Source organism: Elioraea thermophila (ex Habib et al. 2022), assembly GCF_003336755.1.
Classification (GTDB): domain Bacteria; phylum Pseudomonadota; class Alphaproteobacteria; order Acetobacterales; family Acetobacteraceae; genus Elioraea; species Elioraea thermophila.
Genome location: NZ_QMDI01000002.1, coordinates 884,390 through 907,359, shown reverse-complemented (window position 1 = coordinate 907,359; position 22,970 = coordinate 884,390). Strand labels below are relative to the sequence as shown.

Here is a 22,970-nt window from a genome sequence, read left to right as displayed (position 1 = left end):
CGGGGGTGACCGTACCGCTTTATCTCGACGCCAACGCCACCGAACCGCTGCGGCCGGAGGCGCGCCGGGCCGTCATCGAGGCGCTCGACGTCGCCGGCAACCCCTCCTCCGTGCATGCGCTGGGGCGGGCGGCGCGGCGCGTTCTGGAGGACGCGCGCGAACGCGTGGCGGCGATGCTGGATGTGGCCGCCTCGGCTGTCTTCTTCACCGCCGGAGCGACGGAGGCGAATGCGATCGCGCTGGCCGGCGCGATGCGTGAGGGCCGGCGCGTGCTGGCCTCGGCGATCGAGCACGACTCCGTGCTGCGGGCGGTACCAGGGATCGAGATGGTGCCGGTCACCGCGGCGGGGGTGATCGATCTCGCCGCGCTCGAGGTGGCCCTCGCCGCCGACCCGCGCCCGGCCCTCGTCGCCGTGATGGCGGCGAACAACGAGGCGGGGGTGATCCAGCCCCTGAATGAGGTCGCCGCGCTCTGCCGCGAGGTCGGCGCTCTTCTCCACGTCGATGCGGCGCAGGCGCCCGGGCGGTTGCCCCTGCGCGAGATCGCGGCGTGCGGGGCGGCCTCGCTCGTTCTCTCCGCCCACAAGGCCGGCGGGCCGAAGGGGGCGGGCGCGCTGGTGCTGCCGACGGGCTGGTGGCCGGGCGCGTTGATCCGCGGCGGCGGTCAGGAGCGGGGCTTGCGCGGCGGCACCGAACCCCTGCCGGCGATCGCGGGCTTTGCGGCAGCACTCGAGGCGGCGGAGGCCTGGCGCGCGGGCGGCGGGGCGGAGCGGATCGCTCGCTTGCGTCGCGCGATCGAGCAGGGCGTGCGGGAGCGGGTGCCGCAGGCGGTGATCGTTGCCGAACACGCGCCGCGTCTGCCGAATACCGTTTGCCTCGCTCTCCCGAGGATCGCCTCCGCCACCCAGGTGATGGCGCTCGACCTCGCCGGGGTCTCCGTGTCCGCCGGCTCGGCCTGCTCCTCCGGCAAGGTGGCGGAGAGCCACGTGCTCTGCGCGATGGGGCTGGGGCCGCTCGCGTCCTCTGCCATCCGCGTCAGCCTGCCCTGGGACGCGGCGGACGATGTGCCGGCGCGCTTCCTCGCCGCCTATGCCGCGATGGCGGGTCGGCTTGCGTCGCGGGCGGTTGAACCCGTGCCGGCCTGACGCGACATCCCCTGCCATGCACGGCCCCGTCGCGCCGCCAAGGCTTCTGTATCTCGACCATCACGCCACCACGCCGTGCGACCCGCGCGTCGTGGCCGCGATGCTGCCCTGGTTCGCCGACCGCTTCGGCAACCCGCACTCGGCGGAACACGCGTTGGGGCGCGAGGCAGAGCAGGCGGTGGAGCAGGCGCGGGCCGAGGTCGCGGCGCTGATCGGGGCGGAGGCGCGCGAGATCGTGTTCACCTCCGGCGCGACGGAGGCGAACAACCTGGCGATCAAGGGCGCGGCCCGCTTCGCGCGCTCCCAAGGGGCGTCGCGCACGCGGATCGTCACCGTCGCCACCGAGCACAAGTGCGTGCTGGAAAGCGTGCGCGACCTCGCCACCGAGGGCTTCGAGCCGGTGATCCTCCCCGTCCGGCCCGACGGGCTGCTCGACCCCGACGTGCTGGCGGGCGCGGTCGATGAGCGCACCCTGCTCGTCTCGGTGATGGCGGCGAACAACGAGATCGGCGTCGTGCAGGATCTTCCCACCCTGGTGCCGATCGCGAAACGGGCGGGCGCTCTCTTCCACACCGACGCCGCCCAGGCCGCGGGCAAGATCCCGCTGGACGTCGAGGCGCTCGGGGTCGATCTCGTCTCGCTCTCCGCCCACAAGATGTACGGGCCGAAGGGGGTCGGCGCGCTCTACGTCCGTCGTCGCCCCCGCGTCCGCCTCACCCCTCTCTTCTCCGGCGGCGGGCAGGAGCGTGGGCTGCGCTCCGGTACCTTGCCCGCGCCCCTCATCGTCGGCTTCGGCGAGGCGGCTCGCCTCGCGCGCGTGGAGATGGCCGAGGAGGCCGAGCGGCTGCGGGGCTTGCGCCGGCGCCTGTGGTCGCGCCTCGTCGACGCGATCCCTGGGCTGAGGCTGAACGGCCACCCCGATGCCCGGCTGCCCGGCAACCTCAACCTCACCTTTCCCGCCGCTCGTGCGGCCGACCTGATCGCCCGCTGCCCGGGCCTCTGCCTCTCCACGGGCTCCGCCTGCTCCTCGGCCGAGATCGAACCCTCCTACGTGCTGCGCGCGATCGGACTGTCGGCGGAGGAGGCCGGCCGCACCTTGCGCATCGGGCTCGGCCGCTCTACCTCCGCCGCCGACATCGACATTGCCGCCGCCGCGCTGATCGCCGCCCACGAGGCCTGCGCCGCGGCCGCCTGAGGACGGACGGTTCTGCCCATGCCCAAGATGGTCTTCATCGAGCGTGACGGGACGCGCCGCGAGGTCGACGCGCCGCTCGGGCTTTCGGTGCTGGAGATCGCGCACCGCCACGGCATCGACATCGAAGGGGCCTGCGAAGGCTCGCTCGCCTGCTCGACCTGCCACGTCATCGTGGAGAAGAAGTGGTTCGACATGCTCGAACCCCCCACCGAGGACGAGGAGGACATGCTCGATCTCGCCTTCGGTCTCGAGGAGACCTCTCGGCTCGGCTGCCAGATCGTGATGACGGAGGAACTCGACGGGCTGACGGTGCGGCTGCCGAAGGCGACGCGCAACGCGATGAAGTCCTGATGCGCGGTCGGGGGGTGGCGTGATGGCGGAAGGGGGATTCTCAGCGAAGGCGCGCGACGCGCTCGCCGCACCGGGGACGCTCTTCGCCCGGCTGCGCGATGCCGCCCGGCCCTCCTGGGAGGCCTACGTCGCGCACCCCTTCGTGCGCGGCCTGACCGACGGGTCGCTGCCCGAGGCCGCGTTCCGCCGCTACCTCACCCAGGACTACCTGTTCCTCATCCACTTCGCCCGCGCCTATGCGCTCGCCGCCTTCAAGCACGCCCGTGTGGCCGACATCCGCGAGGCGGCCGCCACACTGCACGCGCTGATCGACCATGAGATGAAACTCCATGTCGCCTACTGCGCCCAATGGGGCATCGACGAGGCGGCGATGGAGCGCGAGCCGGAGGCCGAGGAGACCATGGCCTACACCCGCTACGTGCTGGAGCGGGGTCTCGCCGGCGACGTGCTCGACCTCGAGGTGGCGCTCGCGCCGTGCGTCATCGGCTACGCCGAGATCGGGGCGCGGATGGCGCGCGACCCGGCTCTGAGAGTCGAGGGCAACCCCTATCGCGCCTGGTTCGAGATGTACTCGGGAGCGGAATTCCGGGGGGTGGCGGAGGCGGCGATCGCGCGGCTCGACCGCCTGGGCGCGGCGCGCGGGGCGGAGGCGCGGTGGGACGACCTCGTGCGCACTTTCGACTCCGCCTGCCGGCTGGAGGCGCGGTTCTGGCAGATGGGCCTCGCCGCCGCCGGCTGAGCGGCGGCTTTACGCCTTTGCCGCTTTGGCGCTGTGCGCCGGGGGCTGATCGGGGCGCGGCGGTGTCGCGGCCGGGGCGAGTATGGGCCGCCCCTCCGTCAATGCCGGACGTGGGCGGCGCGCGCGTCCGGCTGATCGTTACGATTGCATGCGCGCCGCCGGCTTGGGCAGAGTTTCGCCCGTGCCCGAGGCCCCGCTTCCTTCCCGGCCGGCGACGGCGGAGACCCGGCCGGCCGCCTCCGCGCCGCGCCAGCCGAGCTCGTTGCGGCGTTGGCTCCACGCCCGCTGGCCTTGGCTGGCGGCGGCCGTGCTGCTCGCCCTCGCGGCGGGGCTGACGGCGCGGCTGCTGCCCCTTCGTGCGGTGGCGATGGACGAGCCCGCGCCATGGGCGTTGCGCTGATGGATCGAACCACCGGAAACCCACGCCTGGGCGCGGCTGCCCGTCGTGCGGGCTCACCTGGGCGCCGTCGCGCTCTCGGCGGACGGGCGGACGGCGCTGGCGGTGGGGGAAAGGGGGACGATCCTGCGCAGTGCGGACGGCGGCCTGACCTGGAACCGGGTTGGCCTGCACCGGCGCGGTGTGCCGCCCGTCTCCTGGCTCCTGCTCGCGGTCGCCTTCGTCTCCGCCCTGCCCGCCTTCCGCCCGCCGCCATCCCCCGAGCGACGAAAGGCGGCCGGCGACGCCGCCGGCCTGTTCGCCACCGACCGCCCGCGCGCCCCCGGCGACCGCGACGTCGCCGGCGCCGACACCCTCGCCCGCCGGATCTCCGCCTTCCTGCGCAACACCCGCACCGTACCCCCGCTGACGCTGGCCATCGTCGGCCCCTGGGGCAGCGGCAAGAGCAGCGTGCTGAACCGGCTGCACGACGACCTTCGCGCGCACGGGCTGCGCCCGGTGTGGTTCAACGCCTGGCACCACCAGAGGGAGGAGTACCTGTTCGCCGCCCTGCTGCAGGCGGTGCGGGCGAAAGCCGTGCCGGGATGGTTCGCGCCCGGTGGCTTCCGGCGAAGCATCGAACAGCCGTTTCAGAGCGCCGTCGTCCGCGAGGTGGCGTTGCGCCCAGGACAGGACCGACTCGCAAACCCGCACGGTGGGTACAATGGCGCGAGCAGTCGCTCCGTCCGCGCCCGATCGATCAGCCCGGCGAGACGTCCGGCCGACGATCGGAGCCAGCACCCGCAGGCGGCAGCGCCTCCGGCGAGCTGTCCTGCCCGATCCGACGCCGAGCCATCCCCGCCTCGCCTTGCCCGCCACGAGGCTCGGCGACCCAGGACATGACGCTCAGCCAGGCGTTTCGAAGAGGTTTCCCGGGTGCGAGCCGTTGACAAGGAGAGCTCGTGATCTACAGTCATTTCGCTGGATGCTCGCGAAGCGGTGACGAAGCAGCGCCTCCGGCGCGAGTCCGAGCGGCTCCGTCTGCGGCCGCCGGATTGGGCAGGCGTCCCGCAGACGCGAGAGGAAGACATCCCTCCATGCAAGCCATCCGAACTCTGGCACTGGCAGCGTTCGCGAGCGCCTGGTCGCTGTCGGCCCAGGCGGCGCTGCTCGACTTCACCTTCACCTTCTCCAACCGTGCCCTCGGCCTGAGCGGCACCGTCACGGGCATCGTGCGCGGCCTCGCGGACAATGCCACCTCCGCGGCGGGAAGCGTCGAGATCCTCTCGAACACCGATGGGTTCGGGCTGGGCGAATATGTCGGAAGCCCGACCAACAACACCTGGACCGTGGCGGCGGGCATCATCACCGGCTACGACTTCGTCGTCTTCGGGTCCTTCAACACCGCACCGGCCGTCACCTGCTGCACGCTGTACCTCAATTCCCTGTCCGTGAACGGCACGGCCCTGTTCGATGCCCCGGACGGCGGCGCCTTTAGCGGTACCCCCAAGGACATCCTCTTCGCGCGCGCGACGACCGTCGTGCCCGAGCCGGCCTCGGCGCTGCTGTTCGCGGGGGCGCTGGCCGCCGCCGCCCTGCTGCGCCGCCGGCCCACCACCGCCTAAGCCCGAGCCGGAGGACCCGCCCTCCGCGCCGGTAGTCGAGCGACCCGCGATCGTTCAACCCATCGCCGCGCCGCCGCCCGACTGGTGGTGGCTCGCCGTCCTTCCCGTCGTCCTGCTGCTCGGCTTGGCGGCGTGGCTGCAGGGGCGACGGCCTTCCCTCGCGCTGGTCGAGGTGGACACGCCGGAATTCACCCGCGCGCTCGAGGCTTGGGCCGAGGCGGCCTTCCTTGCCCGCGAGAGCCCGCGCGAGATGAAGCGCTTCCTCAACCGCCTGCGCTTCGCCAACACCGGGCCAACGACGCCGGACGGGCCGACCATGGTCGGCCTCGCCGTGCTCGCGCACAAGGACAGGAGACGGGTGGAGGCGTTCCGCGACGGCCGGATCGGGCTCGAGGCGCTCAGCGGCACGTCCCGCAACGACCAGGACGCCTTCGCCGAGGCCGTGGAGCGTGCCATGGCCGCGCTGCGGTCGGACGGGCTGCCGTTCCAGCCCTCGCCCGAGGACGCGCGCGCCTTCCTCGACGCCTGGACCGCGGTGACGGTGCGGGCCTGAAACGAGGACGGCAAGCACGGCGCCGAAACGAAAGCGCGGGAGCCCGCACGCCCCCGCGCCGAAGAAGGCGAGCCGAAGCGCCTTCGCCGCTCAGAACCCATAGCGTACCGCAGCCCCGATGATCCACGGATCGAGGTCGGTCGTCGCCGTCACCGCGCCGCGGTTCACCGACACGTCGGGCCGAAGCCGGCGCTTCTTCACGTCGACGTTGAGCCGCCCGTTCGGGCTGAACTCGTCGTCGAGCTCCATGTTGAGCCCGTAACCCCACGCGTTCTCCACGTCGACAACGGTGATGCCGGCGGAGCGGCTGCCGCCCTCGCTGTAGAACACCGTGCAGTTCACCCTGGCCCGCTTGTTACCGCCGGCGGCATGGGTGTTCTCGACCCCGATCGGAAGAGGGAGATGAGCCGCTGCTTGTGCGGCACACTGTTGCGCCCGTGCCACGCCCGCGGTTGGGGGCGCATGCCACCGCTTTGCCGCCCCAGGTACGGTGAAGGGCTGCGTGTGCGTGACTGCATTCGGAATGGTTTGATCATCCCTCCGAAGTACAATCATCGGTTGCCGACACAATCTGGTGCTTGACCATTCGATGACAGCACGGCGTAGTTTTGGACGCGGTGCACAACGCCGTACCGTTTCTAGCTGCCACCAGGAAATCATCAGGGGGTCCAAGATGAACACGGTTACGAAACTGTTGGGGGTTTGTGCGGTCGCCGCCGGGGTCTCGCTCGCGACACCCGTGCAGGCCGGACCGATCACGCTGCTCGATGTGCGCGCGTTCGACGGCAACCTGCTGGTCCGTAACGTCGGCGGCCCAGCCGGCTTCAACCTGTTCGTCAATCCGCTCGGCGGCCCGGCGACGTTCAGCTATACCATCCCGCCCAACGGCTTCTACCGGGTGTTCGTCACCGCGATCGGCGAGATCGTCGGCGAAACCACCGTCGGCGGCGAGTACATCAATCGCCTTGCCTTCACCGGGCATCTGAGCTTCTCCGGCACGCCCGCGACCGGGCTGACCGCCGCCTTCGACGGTCTGGTCAGCCCCGCACTCACCGCGTTCCTCAACGCCAACGGCATCACCGTGCCCTCGCCGGCGGTGGGGACCATCACCGTCGGGCTCGTCCCCGGCATGGTTCCCGGCCAGATCGGGCTTGCCGTCAGCGGCACCGGCGCCTTCGCCCCGGTCGAAACGATCCTGCTCGGCCTCGTCGGCCTCGACGGTCAAGAGGATCTGTCGCTCGGCATCAAGCAGCTGACCATCACCGCCGAGGCGATCCCCGAGCCCGCCGCACTGGCCCTGCTCGGTCTCGGCTTCGCCGGGCTGATGGCGTTGCGCCGGCGCGAAGCGCAGGCCTGACATCGGCCGCCGATCCCGCAGCGACGCGCTCCGCTGGAATGGGCCTCGGTTCGCCGAGGCCCTTCTTCTTTCCGCGACGGCTGGCCTGCGGGCCGATTGGTGAGACCGTGCCGGCGCCGCCACCGCCTTGACCGCGCCGCACTGCCCCCGCATCTCGCCCGCATGCGCATTCTCGTCGCCATGTCGGGCGGGGTCGACTCCGCCACCGTCGCCGCGCTTCTCGTCGAAGCCGGGCACGAGGTGGTGGGCGTCACCATGCAGCTCTACGACCACGGCCGGGCCGTCGGGCGGAAGGGAGCGTGCTGTGCGGGGCAGGACATTCACGACGCCCGCCGGGTGGCCGACAGCTTGGGCATTCCCCATTACGTGCTCGACATGGAAGCCCGCTTCCGGGAGGCCGTGATCGAGCCCTTCGCCGCAGCCTATGCGCAGGGGATGACCCCGATCCCGTGTGCCGCCTGCAACCGGCACCTGAAGTTCACCGACCTGATCGGGCTTGCCCGCGACCTCGGCTGCGAGGCGCTCGCCACCGGGCATTACGCGCGCATCGAGACCGTCGACGGCGAGCCGGCACTGTTGCGCGCGACCGACCCCGTGCGCGACCAGTCCTATTTCCTCTGGGGCATTCGCCGCGAGGACCTCCCGTTCCTCCGCTTTCCCTTGGGCGGGATGCGCAAGGAAACCGTGCGCGCCGAGGCCGCGCGGCTCGGCCTGCCGGTGGCGGAGAAGCCCGACAGCCAGGACATCTGCTTCGTTCCCGAGGGGCGCTACGACCGCGTGGTGGCAGCGCTTCGCCCCGAGGCCGCCGAGGAGGGCGAGATCGTTGCGCTCGACGGCCGCGTGCTCGGCCGGCATCGCGGCATCGCGCGCTTCACGGTGGGCCAGGCGAAGGGCCTGGGCGAGGCCTCGGCACGGGTGGGCGAGCGTCTGTTCGTGGTGGCGATCGAAGCCGGCCGCCGCCGCATCGTCGTCGGCCCCCGCGCCGCCCTGGGGCGGACCGAGGCTTGGGTCGATGACGTGTCCTGGCTGATCGACCCGCCCGCCGCACCGGTCCGCTGTGCGGTCAAGCTGCGCGGGCGCGAGGCGGCGCAGCCGGCGGTCTTGGCCTGGGACGGGGCGCGGGTGAAGATCAGGCTCGAGGCGCCGGCCGTGGTCGCGCCCGGCCAGGCGGCGGTGTTCTACGACGGCGAGCGCGTCTTGGGCGGCGGCACCCTGGCGGCGTCGCGGGTCGGGGCTGCCGCGGGCGGCGTTGACAGCGACGGGGACGGCGCCCTAACTGCGGCTGAGGCGGCGGCGTAGCTCAGCTGGTCAGAGCACGGCACTCATAATGCCGGGGTCGGCGGTTCAAGTCCGCCCGCCGCTACCACCGCCGCAGACGCCCCGCAGCGTTCCGTCACGAACGAGATCAGCCGCCGCTGCGCTGGGTGGCCGACCGCTCAAAGGTCGAGATCGACCCAGATCGCGTGGTGGTCGGACGCCGCGTGCACAGGCGCCGTGAGCTCCGGATAGACTTCCCAACGCCGAGGCTTCTTTCCGGGCCAGGCGCCCTTGCGGAAGATCCCGCCCTTGGTCACACGCGCGAACAAGGCGGGCGAGAGCAGGATGTAGTCGATCTTCTCGTCGTCGCGCCCGTTGCCGTAGGTGCCGATGCCGCGCCCGCCGGTGCGCGCGCGATACTCGAACTCGGTGAAGGCCTTGTGCTCGCTGACGTCCTTGAGGTCGGTGTCGCGCAGGAGCGGGGCGAGGGGGTCGCTCTCCGGCGTATCGTTGAGGTCGCCGCACACGACGACGTTCTCGTGCCCCTCCTGGCGCAGGCGGCGGTAGATGTCCGCCACCGTCTGCGCCTGCAGCCGTCGCTTGTCGTTGGCGCGGCGCTGCCCGTCCTTGCCGGGGGCGAACTTGCTCTTGAAATGGTTCGGCAACACGACGATCCGCTCGCCCGAGGGGGTGGTGACGACGTATTCCGGGCAGTCGCGGCTGAACACCGGCTCGCCGGAGGGTGCGCGGAGGTCGACGTTCGAGCGCATCAGCCCGATCGGGAAGCCCTCGCGCGTGGCGAGCCCGACATCGATGCCACGTTCGTCGTTGCCGTCGATCAGCATGATGTGGCGGTAGCCCTGGGCGGGCGCGACCCCCAGCTTCGGCAGCAGAAGGTCGTGGAAGCGGCGCAGGACCGGCCGGCTCTCCGCCTCCACCACGGCGAGGATGTCTGCGCCGACGTCGCGGATGACGCGCGCAGTGTTCAGCATCGCGATCTCGTCCACCGCCTCGGTCACGAGTTCGCACCAGCCGACCCAGTCCGACCGCCCGCCCGCGACGATCTCCGGCTCGCCGCCGCGCGGCGTGTGCACGAGCTTGCCGCGAATGCGGCGGATCAGCGCGAACGGCCCGGCGTAGCGCGGCGGGCGAAGCTCGAGCGCCGCCATCAGCGCGAGCATGCGGCGTTTCGTCCGCGCATCGTACGTCGCCTGCTCGAACAGCCGGTTCAGTTCGGCATGGGCGTCGAGCACTGCCTGATGGGCCCCCGGCGTGTCGGCGTTGAGCGCCTTCGCGCGGTCGAACAGGTTCTCGACGTTGAAGGCGGCGATGCGGACGGTCATGGCGGTCTCACCGATGGTTGCCCATCGCGGGCAAGCCTCGCGCAACGGAACCCGCCGCGGAAGCCGTCATCCGCCCGTTGTCACGGAAACGACACGAGCGGGATCAGCCGCGCGCCCTCACGCCATGCGGGCGCGAACGACCGCCGCGAGCCGTCCGATCAGCGGCCAGAGGAGGAGGACGAGACCCGCCGTCATGATGATCCCGGACAGCCAGCCGTGGAAGAACACGGCGAGCGATCCTTCCGAGAGCAGGAGCGACTGGCGGAAGGCCTGTTCCGTGCGGTTGCCGAGCACGAGTGCGAGCACCATCGGCGCGAGCGGGTAGTCGAGCTTCTTCATCACGTACCCGACGAGACCGAACACCAGCATCAGCACCACGTCGAACATCGCGTTGTTCACCGTGTAGGCGCCGATCGCGCAGGCGATGAGGATGAGGGGCGCAATGATGGCGAAGGGAATGCGCAGGATGGCGGCGAAGAGCGGCACGAGGGTGAGCACGACCAGGAAGGCCGCGACGTTGCCCAAGTACATCGAGGCGATCAGGCCCCAGACGAAGTCCTTCTGTTCGACGAACAGCATCGGCCCCGGCTGCAGGCCCCACATGATGAGCCCGCCCAACAGCACCGCCGCAGTGGGCGAGCCCGGCACACCGAGGGCGAGCATCGGCAGCAGCGCCGACACACCAGCGGCATTGTTCGCCACCTCCGGCGCCACAACCCCCTCGATCCGCCCGGTGCCGAAGGCGGCGCCGTCCTTCGAGAGCTTGCGCGCCATCCCGTACGACATGAAGGAGGCCGGCGTGGCGCCTGCCGGTGTGACTCCCATCCAGCAGCCGATGAAGGAGGAGCGGAGCGCGATCGCGGCATAGCGCGGCAACTCCTTCCACACCCGGAACACCACGCCGGAGTCGATGCGCGCCTTGGCACCTTCGAACTTCAAGCCTTCTTCGACCGCGATCAGCACCTCCGAGATTCCGAACAGGCCGATCACCGCGACCAGGAAGTCGAAGCCGCGCATCAGCTCCATCGACCCGAAGGTGAGCCGCAGCAGCCCGGTCACCGTATCGAGCCCGACGCAGGCGAGCAGGAAGCCCGCCATCATGGCCGCGATCGTCTTCCAGGCCGAGCCACGGCCTTGGCCGACGAAGGCGGCGAAGGAGAGGAACATCACGGCGAAGAATTCGGGCGGGCCGAAGCGCAGCGCGAAGCGGGCGACGAGCGGGGCGATCGCGGTGATCATCACGATGGCGACGAAGGCGCCGAAGAAGGAGGAGGTGAAGGCCGCGACCAGCGCCTCCGCCGCGCGCCCCTTCTGCGCCATCGGGTAACCGTCGAAGGTGGTGGCGACCGACCACGGCTCGCCCGGAATATTGAACAGGATGGAGGTGATCGCGCCGCCGAACAGCGCGCCCCAATAGATGCAGGAGAGCATGATGATCGCGCTCACCGGCTCCATCGAAAAGGTGAGCGGCAGCAGGATGGCGATGCCGTTCGCGCCCCCGAGCCCGGGCAGCACGCCGATGACGACGCCGAGCAGCACGCCGACCAGCATCAGCACGAGGTTGGACGGCGTGAGCGCGACCGCGAAGCCCGCGGCAAGCGCGGCGAGGTTCTCCATCGCTCAGTACCCGAGCAGCTCTTCGAGGGGACCCTTGGGGAGCGAGACGAGGAACCAGAGTTCGAAGACGACGAAGACGACGACGGCGGCAGCGATGCCGGAGGCGATCGAGACGAGCCAAGGATACCCGCCGAGTCGGATCATGAACCAGGCGAGCAACCCGGCCGAGGCCACATAGAGCCCGACGAGGTGCATCGCCGCCACGTAGACGGCGGCCGGGATGAAGACGCGTGCGACGGAAGCGAGCTGCTCGTTGGTGGCGAACATCGCCCGCGTGCGCCGCAGCACCGCGCCGGCGAGCACCGCGCCGGAGGCGAGCATGAGCAAGCCCCCGACCCAGTACGGGAAGGTGCCGGATTGCGGCCCGTCGAACCCCCAGCCGAAGCCGATGCGGGCGGAGTCGAACATCGCGAGCCCGCCCAAGGCGGCGAAGGCAAGCGCCGTGGCGATCTCGACGGGGCGCGCGCGCAAGCCCCGCGGCACTTCGCTCATCGCAGTCGATCCGGAACGAGGCGCGCGGTCAACGGGCGAGGAAGCCCGCTTCCGCCATCAGGCTGCGGTGCCGCTCCTCCTCGCGCGCCACCCACTGCGCGAAGGGCTCGCCGGTCATCGTGGTCAGGTTGAACGCGCCCTCGGTCATCAGCTGCTGCCACTCGGGGGTGGCGCGCACGCGATCGAGCAGGTTCACGTAATACTGCACCACGGCGGGTGCGATGCCGGGGGCGCCGAAGATGCCACGCAGCATCAGGTACTCGACGTCGAGCCCGGATTCCCGGCAGGTCGGAATGTCCGACCAGGCCATGGTCTCCGTCACCTTGTCGGTCACGGTCAGGCGCTGCGTGTCGAACACGCAGAGCGGGCGCAGCGTGCCGGAGCGCCAGTGCTGTACCGCCTCGATCGGGTTGTTGACGGTGGAATCGACGTGCCGGCCGACGAGCTGCACGGCGACTTCGCCGCCGCCGCGGAACGGCACGTAGGTGAAACGGGCCCCCGTGGCGCGTTCGATCGCCACCGTGATGATCTGGTCTTCCTGGCGCGAGCCGGTGCCGCCCATGCGCAGCCGGCCCTCGCGCGCGGCGGCGATGAACTCGGGCACGGTGCGCCAGGGGCTCTCCGCGTGCACCCAGAGCACGAACTGATCGAGCGCCATCATCTTGATCGGCGTCATGTCGCGCCAGGACACCGGTACGCCGGTGGCCAGCGGCGTGGTGAACAGGTTCGACAGCGTGATGACCAGAAGGTGTGGGTTGCCGCGGCTGTTCTTCACCTCGAGGAAGGCTTCGGCGCCGGCCCCGCCCGGCTTGTTCTGCACCACGATCGGCTGGCGGGCGAGGTTGTGCTTGGAAACGATGCCCTGGATGGCGCGCGCCATCTGATCCGCCCCGCCACCCGTGCCGGCGGGCACGAGGATGGTGATCGGCCGCGAGGGCTCCCAGGCTTGCGCCGCCGCCCGCTCGGGCAGGGCGGCGAGCGCGAGCGAGACGGCGAACAAAGGTGCTGCCGCGCCGAACAGCGTGCGTCGAGACGTCATGCCATCCCCTTGCGTGTGGTCGAGCCGGGCTCTCATCGGACAAGGGCGGGGAAATAGGGTTGCGCAGGTGGTAAATCAAACGAAAAGTCCTGTCGCAAATTTACATTGCGGCGCAACAGAATAGCTGTCCGCCGATCCGGGGGCTTGCGCCGCGGGCGGTCCCGCTGCATCCGTCCCGCGCTCCATCGTCGAAAGTCGCCCGATGCCCGCTCACGCCACGCTTGCCGACCTGATCGCCGCCCGCGACCCCGCCTCGGTCGCCTTGCGCGCCCCCGGACGCGCCCCGCTCACCTCCGCTGCCCTCGTCGACTTGGCCGAACGCACGCGCGCGAGGCTGAACGCGCTCGGCATCGGCCGGGGCGATCGGGTGGCGATCGTGCTGCCGAACGGGCCCGAGATGGCGGCCGCCTTCCTCGCGGTCGCCACCGTCGCCACCACCGCGCCCCTCAACCCCGCCTATCGCGAGGACGAATTCGCCTTCTATCTCGAGGATCTGCGCGCCAAGGCGCTGATCGTGCTGAAGGGGGCGGAGACGGCGGCGCGGGCGGCGGCGGCGCGGCTCGATGTTCCGGTGCTGGAACTGGTGCCCGGCGAGGCGGCCGGCGATTTCACGTTGGAAGGCGGCTCACCCGGCTCGGCGGCGAACCCGGGGCCGGCCGGCACGGACGACGTCGCCCTCGTGCTGCACACCTCGGGCACCACGGCGCGGCCGAAGATCGTTCCGCTCACCCAGGCCAATCTCTGCGCCTCGGCCAACCACATCGCCACCACGCTGGCACTCTCGCCCGCGGATGCGTGCCTCAACATCATGCCGCTCTTCCACATCCACGGCCTGGTCGCCGCCGTGCTCGCCTCGATGCACGGCGGTGGGGCGGTGATCTGCACCGGGGGCTTCGATGCGCTGCGCTTCTTCCGCCAGCTCGATGAGGAGAGGCCATCCTGGATCACCGCGGTGCCGACCATGTACCAGGCGATCCTCGCCCGGGCCGACCGGAATGGCGAGGTGATTGCGCGGGCGAAACTGCGCTTCCTCCGCTCGTCCTCGGCGTCGCTGCCCGCGCCGGTGATGCTGAAGCTGGAGGAGACCTTCTCCTGCCCGCTCGTCGAGAGCTACGGCATGACCGAGGCCTCGCACCAGATGGCCTCCAATCCGCTGGCCGGGCCGCGCAAGCCGGGCTCGGTCGGCCTGCCGGCCGGGCCAGAGATCGCGATCATGGACGAGGCAGGAAACCTCCTGCCGCAAGGGGCGACCGGTGAGGTGGTCATTCGCGGCCCCAACGTGACCAAGGGCTACGAGAACAACCCGGAAGCGAACGCCAAGGCCTTCACCAATGGCTGGTTCCGCACCGGCGATCAGGGCGCCTTCGATGCCGACGGCTATCTCACGCTGACCGGGCGGCTGAAGGAACTGATCAACCGTGGCGGGGAAAAGGTGAGCCCGCTCGAGGTCGACAATGTGCTCTCGGCCCACCCGGCGGTGGCGCAGGCGCTCACCTTCGCCGCCCCCCACCCGAAGCTCGGCGAGGAGGTGGCGGCGGCGGTGGTGCTGCGCGACGGCATGGAGGTGAGCGAGCAGGGCTTGCGTGACTTCGCCGCCCGAAGCCTCGCCGACTTCAAGGTGCCGAGGCGGATCGTGTTCGTGCCCGAAATCCCGAAGGGAGCGACCGGCAAGCTGCAGCGCATCGGGCTCGCCGAGAAGCTCGGGGTGCGGTTCTGATGCGGATCTGCATTTTCGGGGCGGGCGCGATCGGCGGGTTGATGGCGGCCCGCCTCGCGCACAAGGGCGAGCACGAGGTGACGGTGATCGCGCGCGGGCCGCACCTGGCCGCCATGCAGGAGAAGGGCCTCGTTCTGCGCTCGGAAGGTGCGGAGATCGTCACCCGCCCGCGCGCGGTGGCCACCGCCGCCGAGGCCGGGCCGCAGGACTACGTCGTCGTCACCCTGAAGGCGCATTCCCTGCCCGGGGTGGCCGAGGCGATGCAGCCCCTCTTTGGCCCCGACACCGCGATCGTTTCGGGCGTGAACGGGATTCCGTGGTGGTATTTCCACAAGCACGGCGGGCCGTTCGACGGCCGTCACGTCGAGAGCGTGGATCCGGGCGGCAAACTCCTGCGCCTCCTGCCACCCGAACGCTGCATCGGCTGCGTCGTCTACCCCGCGGCCGAGGTGGTGGAGCCCGGGGTGGTCGAGCACACCTACGGCGACCGCTTCTCGCTCGGCGAACCCGATGGGTCGAAGAGCGAGCGGGCGCAGAAGCTCTCCGAGGCGCTGATCGGCGCCGGCTTCAAGGCGCCCGTGCGACCGCGCATCCGCGACGAGATCTGGGTCAAGCTGTGGGGCAACCTGACCTTCAATCCTGTCTCCGCCCTCACCCTGCAGACGTTGGATGTACTGACCGGTGACCCCGAATTGCGCGCAGTCTGTCGGGCGATGATGGTGGAGGCGCAGGCGATCGGCGAGGCCTTGGGCATCCGTTTCGGCATCGATGTCGACAAGCGCATCGCCGGGGCGGCGGAGGTGGGGGCGCATCGCACCTCCATGCTGCAGGACCTCGAGCGCGGCCGGCCGATGGAGATCGATGCGCTCCTCGGCGTGGTGGTGGAGTTCGCCGACCTCACAGGCGTTCCGGCGCCGACCTGCCGCACCGTGCTCGCGCTTTTGCGGGCTCGCGCGCGGGCGGCGGGGCTCTACCCGCCGCCCGGCTGAGGCGCGTCAGAGCACGGCCGACGAGGTGAGGCGCGCCACGCCGGCGCGTTCCATCTCCGCCCAGGCGCGGGCCAGCGACCCGTCGAGATCGATCGCGCGGCAGGCATCCTCGATCACGGCGCAGGCAAGCCCGAAGCGGCGCGCATCGAGCGCACTCCAGGCGACACAGAAGTCGGTGGCGAGGCCGCAGAGATGCACCTCGCGGATGCCGCGCGACGCGAGATACCCATCGAGCCCGGTCTTCGTCGCCCGATCCGCCTCGAGGAAGGCAGAGTAGGAATCGACCTCGCGCCGATAGCCCTTGCGGATGACGAGTTGCGCGTGCGGGATGTCGAGACCGGGGGCGAAATCGGCGTCGCGCGTGCCCATCACGCAGTGGTCCGGCCACAGCACCTGCGTGCCGTAGGGCATCTGAACCGTCTCGAACGGCTTCCGCCCCGGGTGCTGCGAGGCGAAGGAGAGATGGTCGGCCGGGTGCCAGTCCTGTGTGAGCAGCACGTTGCGGTAGCGCGCGGCGAGGCGGTTGATCAGCGGCACCACCTCGTCGCCTTTCGGCACCGGCAGGTTGCCACCGGGAATGAACCCGACCTGGACGTCGACCACGATCAGGGCGAGGTCGGGGCGGGCGGTGTCGGGGCGGCTCATCGCGGGGCGAGCGGCGAGCAAGGTTGGCGCGGCGGCCGCCGCCGCGACCAGGGTTCGGCGTGTGGTCGGCATCGTCGCACCTCCGCCTCCGTCTTCGACACCATGCGCGAGCGTAGCGCGAGGGAGGTTCGTCCCGCCAGCATGCTGTGGCCGCGAAGGCCTCAGCCCGGCTCGATCACCGCCTCGACCGGACGGCGCAGCGACATCGGCAGGGCGGGGCCGCTGCCGAGACGAAGCACAAGATCCGGTCGTTTGCCGCCAAGGTCGAGTGCGGCGGCGAGTGCTTGGCGAAGGTCGGGCACCTCGACCGCCTGGTTGATGTGGGCGTGGGCGAGGCCGAGCGCGGTCGCCGCCAGGGCGAAGCGGGCGTGGAGACGGCCGGCGGCCAACCAGCCGGCGGGCTCGTCACGGTCGGAGACCACGATCGCCAGCGCGGAGGAGGAACGGATCGGTCGCGCCAGCCGGGCCAGCGCGGCGCGGCGTCGCATGAGAGTGATCAGCAGGCGTCGGCCAAGCCAGCGCGGCAGGGACGAGTTCGGCGAGCGGGGCCGGGTCGGGCAGGGGGCGGCGGATCTCCGCGGCGAGGCGGGCGATGGGGTCGGCCATGCGGCAGACTGGCACGCGCTTCGCGGAAGGAGTTCGATCGGGCGCAAGCGGCGGTGGCGACGCCACCGCCCGCGCCCCCGCGCCGCGTTTCCCGCGAGGGTTCCGTCCTCGCCCGCTGCCTGACTTCGCCCCGGCGCCTCAGTGCACGCTGACCGGGATCATCTCATGCTGCACGATCGCCGCATCCGCCAGCGGCCGGTTCGGCGCCAAGCCGATCTGCTGCCCGTCCGCCGAGAAGATCGCGTAGGCCGTCTGCCCGTTGACGATCACCGGCCGGACGTACGCGAGGCCACCCACGCCGAGGGCGGCGAGCTGCTCCGGGGTGGGAATGGGGAAGTTGCGGACTGGGTGCTTTTCCTTCTGCGTGTTCATCGCTCGGTCCTTCCGCGCGCCATCATGGCCGCGCCCTGGTTGCCGGTCCCTTGACGAGCCCCGGCTTGGTCATGGTCCGCCCGCTCAGACGCCCTCGGCCGGACGCGGGGTGATCCGGATCGGCTTCACCCGGCTTTCCGGCTGCGGGCGAACGAGGTCGATGTGCAGCAGGCCGTTGTCCAGCCACGCGCCCTTCACCTCGATTCCTTCGGCGAGCACGAAGGTGCGCTGGAACTGCCGCGCGGCGATGCCGCGGTGCAGGAACACCCGGTTCTGCCCGTCATCGGCCTGCTTGCCGCGGATCACGAGCTGGCTGTCCTCCAGCGTGATCGAGAGGTCGTCCATCGTGAACCCGGCCACCGCCAGCGTGATGCGCAGGCTGTTCGGCCCGGTCTGTTCGATGTTGTAGGGCGGGTAGGTGTCGCCTCCGTTCTTCGAGAGGCGTTCGAGCATCTGCTCGAGATGGTCGAAGCCCAGGAAGAGCGGGCTGCCGAAGGGGAAGGTGCGGGACACGGGTCTGCCTCCTCGTCGCGAGCGGGCCTTGCGCGCAGGGCCCCGAAGGCACCCCGCGCATCCGGTAAATGGGAAGATGGTCCGGGCGTTGCAAGGGAGGAGTGCTGCGGTCAGACCGAGCCTCCCGTTGCGAGGGCGCGGCCTCGGCGCTACCTCCCCGGGCATGGACGAAACCCTCGTCGCGGCGGTCGCCGACGCCGCGCCCCTGCCGATCCTGATCGCGCCCGACCCGGCGCTGCGCCGCAAGGCCGCCGTGATCGGCCCTGCCGACCAAGCGACGGTGCGTGAGGCGATCCCCCGCCTGTTCGCCGCCATGTACGCCGCCCCCGGCATCGGGCTTGCAGCACCACAGGTCGGCCTCTCCCTCCGCCTGTTCGTCATCGACCTGCAGACGGACGGGCGGCGGGAGCCGATGGTGGTGATCAATCCCGAGATCCTCGAGCGTTCGGCCGAGGTGGAGACGCGCGAGGAGGGGTGTCTGTCCTTCCCCGACCAATACGCGGACGTCACCCGCCCACGCGCCATCCGCGCCCGATGGCTCGATGAGACAGGGGCCCGGCACGAGGGGGCGCTCGAGGGGCTGCTCGCGCGCTGCTTCCAGCACGAGACGGACCATCTCGACGGCATCCTGTTCGTCGATCACATCTCGGCGCTGAAGCGGAACATGATCATGCGCCGGCTCGCCAAGCGCCAGCGCGAGAAGGACGCCCGGCGAGCGTGAGGCTCGCCTTCTTCGGCAGTCCGGATTTCGCCGTTCCCGCCCTGCGCGCCCTGGCGGAGGCGGGGCACGACATTGTCGCCGTCTACTGCCAACCGCCGAAACCGGCCGAGCGGGGGCTGAAGGAGACGAAGTGCGCGGTGCAGCGCGCGGCCGAAGCGCTCGCGCTGCCCGTGCGCACGCCCGTGCGCCTGAGGAACGACACGGACGAGCATCGTTTCTTCGCCTCCCTCGGGCTCGATGCCGCCGTCGTCGCCGCCTACGGCCTGATCCTGCCGAAGCCGATGCTGGAGGCGCCGCGCCGCGGCTGCCTCAACATCCACGCCTCCCTGCTCCCCCGCTGGCGCGGGGCCGCCCCGATCCAGGCCGCGATCCTCGCCGGCGATGCCGAGACCGGCATCACCATCATGCGCATGGACGAGGGCCTCGATACGGGGCCGATGCTGCTCAAGGAAGCCGTGCCGATCGGTCCGCGGGATACCGCCGCCAGCCTGCACGATCGCCTGGCGGAGGTCGGCGCGCGGCTGATCCTGCGTGCGCTGGCCGAGGATCCGCCCGCCGTGCCGCAGCCCGCCGAGGGCGTGACCTACGCGCCCAAGCTCTCCCGCGCCGACGGTGCGATCGACTGGACGAGGCCCGCTTGGGAGATCGACCGCAAGGTCCGCGCCTTCGACCCCTGGCCTGGTACCACCGCGCGGGTCGGGACGGAGACGGTGAAGGTTCTCGCCGCCGAACCGGTCGAGGAACGATGCGAGGCCGCACCGGGCACCCTGCTCGACGACGCGGGCCGTGTGGCCTGCGGAGACGGCACGGTGCTCCGCCTCCTGCGCCTGCAGAGGCCGGGACGGGCCGCCCAGGAGGCCGCGGCGTGCTTGCGCGGACTCAGGCTCGCCCCGGGCACGCGCTTCTCCTGATGCCGCGCTACGCGCTGCTCATCGAATACGACGGGGCGGGCTTCGTCGGCTGGCAGAGGCAAGCGACGGGGCCCTCGGTGCAGCAGGCGATGGAGGAGGCGGCCGCAAGCCTCGCCGGCGGCGCGGTGCCGGAGATCATCGCTGCGGGGCGAACCGACGCCGGCGTCCATGCCGAAGGCCAGGTCGCCCATCTCGACCTCGACCGCACCCTCGAGCCCGACCGCCTCGCCGAGGCGCTCAACTTCCACCTCGGGCAAGCGCGGATCGCGGTGCGCGCGGCCGCCCGCGTGCCCGACGCGTTCCACGCCCGCTTCTCGGCCAAGGGGCGGGCCTATCGTTACGCGATCCTGAACCGCCGCGCTCGCCCGGCCCTCGCCTCGGGACGCGTGTGGCACGTCAAGCACGCGCTCGATCTCGACGCGATGCGGGACGCCGCCCGCCACCTGATCGGCCGGCACGACTTCACCTCCTTCCGCGCCGCCGCCTGTCAGGCCGCCTCGGCGGTGAAGACGCTCGATCGGCTCGAGATCCTGCGCGAGGGCGAAACGATCCTCGTCATCGCCGAGGCGCGTTCCTTCCTCCACCACCAGGTGCGCAACATCGTGGGAACCTTGAAACTGGTCGGCGAAGGCAGGCTTTCGCCGGACGACATGCCGCGCATCCTCGCCGCTCGCGACCGTTCCGCCGCCGGGCCGACCGCGCCGGCGGAAGGGCTCACCCTGACCGCCATCCGCTATGACCCTGATCCGTTCGCCTGAGGCGGATCAGCCTCAGCGCGCGGTGCCGAGCGAGAGCGTGAGCCCGGAGAGGAACAGCCCCAGCACGAGATCGACCCCGACCACGGCGGCCGCCCGCGGCCCCGGGATGACGAAGGCCTCGCGCGCGACGAACCATTGCAGCCACAGCACGTAACCGAGGGCTGCGAAGGTCACCCCACCCGCAAGGGCGGCCGGCAAGGCGGAGGCGACCACGGCGGCGGCGAGGAAGACGGCGAGCTGCACCACGTTCGACCAGTTCCACGCGGCGACAAACAGCGGCCAGCGCGCCTCGCGATCGAGCACGCGCGCCACCGCCAGCATGACGAGGGCGGTCGCGAACCAGCTGACGACGTAGCCGATCGCCTCCGCCGCGACGAGCCGAACGGGGTCGATGCCGCGCGGCAAGGGCGGGGTGGAGACGACCTTCAGCCCGAGATACATCGGAGCGGCGATCAGCATGGCGAGGAAGCTGCGCCACGCCGTCGCGGCGGAACCGTCGAGCAGGCGAAGCCCCTCGGCCCGGCCGCGCGCCATCAGGAAGGCGCAGGCGAGCCCGGCTGCCGTGTGGCGCACGCTCACGCGACGAAGTCCTCGAGCACGCGCTCGTAGATCGCGCTCAGAGCGCGCAGCTCGGCTACCGGCACCCGCTCGTCGGCTTGGTGCATGGTGCTGCCGACGAGACCGAACTCGGCGACCGGGCAGAGCGGGGCGAAGAAGCGCGCATCCGAGATCCCGCCCCCCGTATCGAGGCGCGGCGTCACACCAGAGGCGGCGGCGATGGCGCGGGTCAGCCGCGCCACCTCGGGCCCCGGTTCGGTGAGGAAGGCCTCGCCCGAGCAGGCGATTTCGAGGGTGAACCGTTGCGCATGTCGTTCGGCCGTCGTGCGCAGCATCGCTTCCAGCGAGGCGCGCGTGTGGCGGTCGTTGAAGCGGATGGCGAGGCGGGCCTCCGCGCGCGCGGGGATGACGTTGCCCACCGGGTTGCCGACATCGATCGAGGTGATCTGCAAGGAGGAGGGTTCGAACCACGCGGTGCCCTCGTCGAGCGGACGCGCGATCAGCTCGTGCATGATCCGCACCAGACGATGCACCGGATTGTCGGCCCGCTGCGGATAGGCGACGTGCCCCTGCACGCCGTCCACCGCGAGCCGGGCGGTGAGGCTGCCGCGCCGGCCGATCTTCACCGTGTCGCCGAGCACGGCGACCGAGGTGGGTTCCCCCACCAGCACGAAGCGCGGCATCTCCCCGCGCGCGGCGAGCCACTCGACCACCTTCGCCGTGCCGTCGATCGCTTCCCCTTCCTCGTCGCCGGTGATGACGAGGGCGATCGCGCCGCGCAAGGCGCGCGTGCGGGAAAGGAGGCGGGCGGTGGCGGCGAGGAAGGCGGCGATGTTGCCCTTCATGTCCACCGCACCACGGCCATAGAGCACGCCGTCGCGAACCTCGGCGGCGAACGGATCGACACTCCAGGCGGCGGCACCGGTTGGCACGACGTCCGTGTGGCCGGCGAAACAGAACGCCGCCGGGCCGTCGCCCAAGCGCGCAGAGAGGTTGCGCACCCGGCCGAACGTCAGCTCCGTGCAGGCGAAGCCAAGACGCATCAGCGCCTGGCGCACGACATCGATCGCGCCCGCGTCTTCGGGGGTGACGGAGGGGCAGCGGATCAGCGCCTGCGCGAGCGGCAGCGGGTCGGCGAGATCCGCACCGGCGAAGGCAATCGTGTCAGTCACGCAACAGGTCGTTGATCGAGGTCTTGGCGCGCGTGCGCTCATCCACGCGCTTGACGATCACCGCGCAGGCGAGCCCGGGCCCGGGCGACCCGTCGGGCAGCGGCCGGCCGGGCAGCGTGCCGGGTACGACGACGGAATAGGCCGGCACGCGACCGATGAAGACCTCGCCGGTCGCGCGGTCGATGATTTTGGTCGAGGCGCCGAGGAACACGCCCATCGCCAGCACCGAGCCCCGCTCGACGATCACCCCCTCCGCCACCTCCGAGCGCGCGCCGATGAAGCAATCGTCCTCGATGATCACGGGGTTCGCCTGCAGCGGCTCGAGCACGCCGCCGATCCCGACGCCACCCGAAATGTGGCAGTTCTTGCCGATCTGCGCGCAGGAGCCGACGGTGGCCCAGGTGTCGATCATCGTGCCGCGATCGACATAGGCGCCGACATTGACGAAGCACGGCATCAGGACGACGCCCGGCGCGACATAGGCGGAGCGGCGCACCACGCTGCCCGGCACGGCACGGAAGCCCGCCTCGCGGAAGCGGGTCTCGTCCCAGTCGGTGCACTTGAGGGGAACCTTGTCGAAAGCGCCCGGGTGGGTGGCGACGGGAACCGAATCGTTGAGGCGGAAGGAGAGCAGGACGGCCTTCTTCAGCCACTGGTGCACGATCCAACCCGAGGGGGTCGGTTCCGCCACCCGAGCGGCACCCGAGTCGAGCAGGTCGAGGGCGGCCTCGACTGCCGCCCGTGCCGCCCCCCCGGTCTCGGGCGAGAGTTCACTGCGCTGGTCCCACAGCGCCTCGATGTCCTGCGCCAGCGTGGCGTGCATGCTCCGTTCCTTCCAGCCGTCCGCGGCGGCACCCTCGCGACGGCCTCGCCCGGTGTCAACGAGGACGGCGGCAACCCCGCGTTAACGATCGCGGCG

Annotated in this window: 27 protein-coding genes and 1 tRNA gene; 16 read left to right on the top strand and 12 right to left on the bottom strand. The window is 71.2% G+C overall.

The annotated features are described in order from the left end of the window. Positions 1-5 precede the first annotated feature (5 nt). The 8 genes from DWB05_RS06170 (at position 6) to DWB05_RS06135 (ending at position 5,984) form a co-directional block, all read left to right on the top strand. Positions 6-1,145: a cysteine desulfurase family protein gene (locus tag DWB05_RS06170; RefSeq protein WP_114376035.1), complete on the top strand. Its 1,140-nt coding sequence runs from the start codon at positions 6-8 to the stop codon at positions 1,143-1,145. 16 nt (positions 1,146-1,161) lie between these two features. Then, on the top strand, positions 1,162-2,340 hold the full coding sequence (locus tag DWB05_RS06165; protein ID WP_114376033.1) for a cysteine desulfurase family protein: 1,179 nt from the start codon (positions 1,162-1,164) through the stop codon (positions 2,338-2,340). Positions 2,341-2,358: 18 nt separating this feature from the next. Further along, a complete protein-coding gene (locus tag DWB05_RS06160; protein WP_114376031.1) occupies positions 2,359-2,691 on the top strand; it encodes a ferredoxin family 2Fe-2S iron-sulfur cluster binding protein in 333 nt (110 codons plus the stop codon). 22 nt (positions 2,692-2,713) lie between these two features. Then, positions 2,714-3,430, top strand: a complete 717-nt coding sequence (tenA, locus tag DWB05_RS06155; RefSeq protein ID WP_114376029.1) for a thiaminase II — start codon at positions 2,714-2,716, stop codon at positions 3,428-3,430. A gap of 181 nt (positions 3,431-3,611) precedes the next feature. Beyond that, on the top strand, positions 3,612-3,830 hold the full coding sequence (locus tag DWB05_RS06150; RefSeq protein ID WP_198669057.1) for a hypothetical protein: 219 nt from the start codon (positions 3,612-3,614) through the stop codon (positions 3,828-3,830). Positions 3,831-3,875: 45 nt separating this feature from the next. Then, positions 3,876-4,709, top strand: a complete 834-nt coding sequence (locus DWB05_RS06145; protein ID WP_157967097.1) for a P-loop NTPase fold protein — start codon at positions 3,876-3,878, stop codon at positions 4,707-4,709. 194 nt (positions 4,710-4,903) lie between these two features. Further along, on the top strand, positions 4,904-5,431 hold the full coding sequence (locus DWB05_RS06140) for a PEP-CTERM sorting domain-containing protein (RefSeq protein WP_114376022.1): 528 nt from the start codon (positions 4,904-4,906) through the stop codon (positions 5,429-5,431). Between the two features lie 124 nt (positions 5,432-5,555). Continuing rightward, the gene (locus tag DWB05_RS06135) at positions 5,556-5,984 is read left to right on the top strand and encodes a hypothetical protein (RefSeq protein WP_114376020.1); all 429 of its coding nucleotides are present in this window, start codon (positions 5,556-5,558) and stop codon (positions 5,982-5,984) included. Positions 5,985-6,074: 90 nt separating this feature from the next. Here DWB05_RS06135 and DWB05_RS14990 read toward each other — a convergent pair whose 3' ends face one another. After that, positions 6,075-6,326: an OmpW family outer membrane protein gene (locus DWB05_RS14990; RefSeq protein ID WP_232818412.1), complete on the bottom strand. Its 252-nt coding sequence runs from the start codon at positions 6,324-6,326 to the stop codon at positions 6,075-6,077. A gap of 331 nt (positions 6,327-6,657) precedes the next feature. On the opposite strand from DWB05_RS14990, the gene DWB05_RS06125 reads away from it, so the two are divergent. The 3 genes from DWB05_RS06125 (at position 6,658) to DWB05_RS06115 (ending at position 8,707) form a co-directional block, all read left to right on the top strand. After that, positions 6,658-7,341 (top strand): PEP-CTERM sorting domain-containing protein, encoded by a 684-nt coding sequence (locus tag DWB05_RS06125; RefSeq protein ID WP_157967096.1) that lies wholly within the window; start codon positions 6,658-6,660, stop codon positions 7,339-7,341. A gap of 162 nt (positions 7,342-7,503) precedes the next feature. Continuing rightward, positions 7,504-8,640 (top strand): tRNA 2-thiouridine(34) synthase MnmA, encoded by a 1,137-nt coding sequence (gene mnmA, locus DWB05_RS06120; RefSeq protein WP_114376013.1) that lies wholly within the window; start codon positions 7,504-7,506, stop codon positions 8,638-8,640. After that, positions 8,631-8,707, top strand: a tRNA-Met gene (locus tag DWB05_RS06115). Before mnmA ends, DWB05_RS06115 begins: the two co-directional genes overlap by 10 nt. Before the next feature lie 70 nt (positions 8,708-8,777). On the opposite strand, the gene DWB05_RS06110 is transcribed toward DWB05_RS06115, so the two are convergent. The 4 genes from DWB05_RS06110 to DWB05_RS06095 all read right to left on the bottom strand — a co-directional run bounded on the left by DWB05_RS06110 (position 8,778) and on the right by DWB05_RS06095 (position 13,089). Then, positions 8,778-9,941, bottom strand: coding sequence for an endonuclease/exonuclease/phosphatase family protein (locus tag DWB05_RS06110; RefSeq protein WP_114376011.1), 1,164 nt, complete (start codon positions 9,939-9,941; stop codon positions 8,778-8,780). A 117-nt stretch (positions 9,942-10,058) separates the two neighbouring features. Beyond that, on the bottom strand, positions 10,059-11,558 hold the full coding sequence (locus DWB05_RS06105; protein ID WP_114376009.1) for a tripartite tricarboxylate transporter permease: 1,500 nt from the start codon (positions 11,556-11,558) through the stop codon (positions 10,059-10,061). 3 nt (positions 11,559-11,561) lie between these two features. After that, the gene (locus tag DWB05_RS06100) at positions 11,562-12,050 is read right to left on the bottom strand and encodes a tripartite tricarboxylate transporter TctB family protein (RefSeq protein ID WP_114376007.1); all 489 of its coding nucleotides are present in this window, start codon (positions 12,048-12,050) and stop codon (positions 11,562-11,564) included. Between the two features lie 28 nt (positions 12,051-12,078). Continuing rightward, positions 12,079-13,089, bottom strand: coding sequence for a Bug family tripartite tricarboxylate transporter substrate binding protein (locus tag DWB05_RS06095; protein ID WP_114376005.1), 1,011 nt, complete (start codon positions 13,087-13,089; stop codon positions 12,079-12,081). A 202-nt stretch (positions 13,090-13,291) separates the two neighbouring features. On the opposite strand from DWB05_RS06095, the gene DWB05_RS06090 reads away from it, so the two are divergent. Together DWB05_RS06090 and DWB05_RS06085 are read left to right on the top strand one after the other, a co-directional pair. Then, entirely contained in the window at positions 13,292-14,806 is a 1,515-nt protein-coding gene (locus tag DWB05_RS06090) for an acyl--CoA ligase (RefSeq protein ID WP_114376003.1), read from the top strand. Next, positions 14,806-15,795 (top strand): 2-dehydropantoate 2-reductase, encoded by a 990-nt coding sequence (locus DWB05_RS06085; RefSeq protein WP_114376001.1) that lies wholly within the window; start codon positions 14,806-14,808, stop codon positions 15,793-15,795. The genes DWB05_RS06090 and DWB05_RS06085 overlap by 1 nt, the downstream gene beginning before the upstream one ends. 6 nt (positions 15,796-15,801) lie before the next feature. On the opposite strand, the gene pncA is transcribed toward DWB05_RS06085, so the two are convergent. The 4 genes from pncA to DWB05_RS06065 form a co-directional block, all read right to left on the bottom strand. Next, complete coding sequence (gene pncA, locus DWB05_RS06080; RefSeq protein WP_114375999.1) at positions 15,802-16,512, bottom strand: bifunctional nicotinamidase/pyrazinamidase; 711 nt, start codon at positions 16,510-16,512, stop codon at positions 15,802-15,804. 89 nt (positions 16,513-16,601) lie between these two features. Continuing rightward, positions 16,602-16,928: a hypothetical protein gene (locus DWB05_RS06075; RefSeq protein WP_114375996.1), complete on the bottom strand. Its 327-nt coding sequence runs from the start codon at positions 16,926-16,928 to the stop codon at positions 16,602-16,604. 256 nt (positions 16,929-17,184) lie between these two features. After that, positions 17,185-17,418, bottom strand: coding sequence for a DUF1150 family protein (locus tag DWB05_RS06070; RefSeq protein ID WP_114375995.1), 234 nt, complete (start codon positions 17,416-17,418; stop codon positions 17,185-17,187). 84 nt (positions 17,419-17,502) lie between these two features. After that, positions 17,503-17,931 (bottom strand): Hsp20 family protein, encoded by a 429-nt coding sequence (locus DWB05_RS06065; protein ID WP_232818411.1) that lies wholly within the window; start codon positions 17,929-17,931, stop codon positions 17,503-17,505. Positions 17,932-18,094: 163 nt separating this feature from the next. Here DWB05_RS06065 and def point away from each other — a divergent pair, with 163 nt between their 5' ends. Genes def through truA form a run of 3 tightly spaced genes read left to right on the top strand, consistent with a single transcriptional unit; the run spans position 18,095 to position 20,321 of the window. Then, on the top strand, positions 18,095-18,652 hold the full coding sequence (def, locus tag DWB05_RS06060; RefSeq protein ID WP_114375988.1) for a peptide deformylase: 558 nt from the start codon (positions 18,095-18,097) through the stop codon (positions 18,650-18,652). Continuing rightward, positions 18,649-19,563, top strand: coding sequence for a methionyl-tRNA formyltransferase (gene fmt / locus DWB05_RS06055; protein WP_114375986.1), 915 nt, complete (start codon positions 18,649-18,651; stop codon positions 19,561-19,563). Before def ends, fmt begins: the two co-directional genes overlap by 4 nt. After that, positions 19,563-20,321, top strand: coding sequence for a tRNA pseudouridine(38-40) synthase TruA (truA, locus tag DWB05_RS06050; protein WP_114376582.1), 759 nt, complete (start codon positions 19,563-19,565; stop codon positions 20,319-20,321). Before fmt ends, truA begins: the two co-directional genes overlap by 1 nt. Positions 20,322-20,333: 12 nt before the next feature. Here the strand turns inward: truA and DWB05_RS06045 are convergent, their stop codons facing one another. The 3 genes from DWB05_RS06045 to dapD are packed head-to-tail and all read right to left on the bottom strand — an operon-like array spanning position 20,334 to position 22,874. Beyond that, positions 20,334-20,900 (bottom strand): hypothetical protein, encoded by a 567-nt coding sequence (locus tag DWB05_RS06045; protein ID WP_114375984.1) that lies wholly within the window; start codon positions 20,898-20,900, stop codon positions 20,334-20,336. Then, positions 20,897-22,051 (bottom strand): succinyl-diaminopimelate desuccinylase, encoded by a 1,155-nt coding sequence (gene dapE / locus DWB05_RS06040; protein WP_232818410.1) that lies wholly within the window; start codon positions 22,049-22,051, stop codon positions 20,897-20,899. Before dapE ends, DWB05_RS06045 begins: the two co-directional genes overlap by 4 nt. After that, on the bottom strand, positions 22,044-22,874 hold the full coding sequence (gene dapD, locus DWB05_RS06035) for a 2,3,4,5-tetrahydropyridine-2,6-dicarboxylate N-succinyltransferase (RefSeq protein WP_114375979.1): 831 nt from the start codon (positions 22,872-22,874) through the stop codon (positions 22,044-22,046). Before dapD ends, dapE begins: the two co-directional genes overlap by 8 nt. Positions 22,875-22,970: the final 96 nt, after the last annotated feature.

What these genes read in the sequence shown, in the direction of transcription:
- DWB05_RS06165 (WP_114376033.1), top strand. Translation starts at nt 1,162, where the DNA reads ATGCACGGCCCCGTCGCGCCGCCAAGGCTTCTGTATCTCGACCATCAC.
- DWB05_RS06160 (WP_114376031.1), top strand. Translation starts at nt 2,359, where the DNA reads ATGCCCAAGATGGTCTTCATCGAGCGTGACGGGACGCGCCGCGAGGTC.
- tenA (WP_114376029.1), top strand. Translation starts at nt 2,714, where the DNA reads ATGGCGGAAGGGGGATTCTCAGCGAAGGCGCGCGACGCGCTCGCCGCA.
- DWB05_RS06140 (WP_114376022.1), top strand. Translation starts at nt 4,904, where the DNA reads ATGCAAGCCATCCGAACTCTGGCACTGGCAGCGTTCGCGAGCGCCTGG.
- DWB05_RS06125 (WP_157967096.1), top strand. Translation starts at nt 6,658, where the DNA reads ATGAACACGGTTACGAAACTGTTGGGGGTTTGTGCGGTCGCCGCCGGG.
- mnmA (WP_114376013.1), top strand. Translation starts at nt 7,504, where the DNA reads ATGCGCATTCTCGTCGCCATGTCGGGCGGGGTCGACTCCGCCACCGTC.
- DWB05_RS06110 (WP_114376011.1), bottom strand. Translation starts at nt 9,941, where the DNA reads ATGACCGTCCGCATCGCCGCCTTCAACGTCGAGAACCTGTTCGACCGC.
- DWB05_RS06105 (WP_114376009.1), bottom strand. Translation starts at nt 11,558, where the DNA reads ATGGAGAACCTCGCCGCGCTTGCCGCGGGCTTCGCGGTCGCGCTCACG.
- DWB05_RS06100 (WP_114376007.1), bottom strand. Translation starts at nt 12,050, where the DNA reads ATGAGCGAAGTGCCGCGGGGCTTGCGCGCGCGCCCCGTCGAGATCGCC.
- DWB05_RS06095 (WP_114376005.1), bottom strand. Translation starts at nt 13,089, where the DNA reads ATGACGTCTCGACGCACGCTGTTCGGCGCGGCAGCACCTTTGTTCGCC.
- DWB05_RS06090 (WP_114376003.1), top strand. Translation starts at nt 13,292, where the DNA reads ATGCCCGCTCACGCCACGCTTGCCGACCTGATCGCCGCCCGCGACCCC.
- DWB05_RS06085 (WP_114376001.1), top strand. Translation starts at nt 14,806, where the DNA reads ATGCGGATCTGCATTTTCGGGGCGGGCGCGATCGGCGGGTTGATGGCG.
- pncA (WP_114375999.1), bottom strand. Translation starts at nt 16,512, where the DNA reads ATGCCGACCACACGCCGAACCCTGGTCGCGGCGGCGGCCGCCGCGCCA.
- DWB05_RS06075 (WP_114375996.1), bottom strand. Translation starts at nt 16,928, where the DNA reads ATGCGACGCCGCGCCGCGCTGGCCCGGCTGGCGCGACCGATCCGTTCC.
- DWB05_RS06070 (WP_114375995.1), bottom strand. Translation starts at nt 17,418, where the DNA reads ATGAACACGCAGAAGGAAAAGCACCCAGTCCGCAACTTCCCCATTCCC.
- def (WP_114375988.1), top strand. Translation starts at nt 18,095, where the DNA reads ATGGACGAAACCCTCGTCGCGGCGGTCGCCGACGCCGCGCCCCTGCCG.
- truA (WP_114376582.1), top strand. Translation starts at nt 19,563, where the DNA reads ATGCCGCGCTACGCGCTGCTCATCGAATACGACGGGGCGGGCTTCGTC.
- dapD (WP_114375979.1), bottom strand. Translation starts at nt 22,874, where the DNA reads ATGCACGCCACGCTGGCGCAGGACATCGAGGCGCTGTGGGACCAGCGC.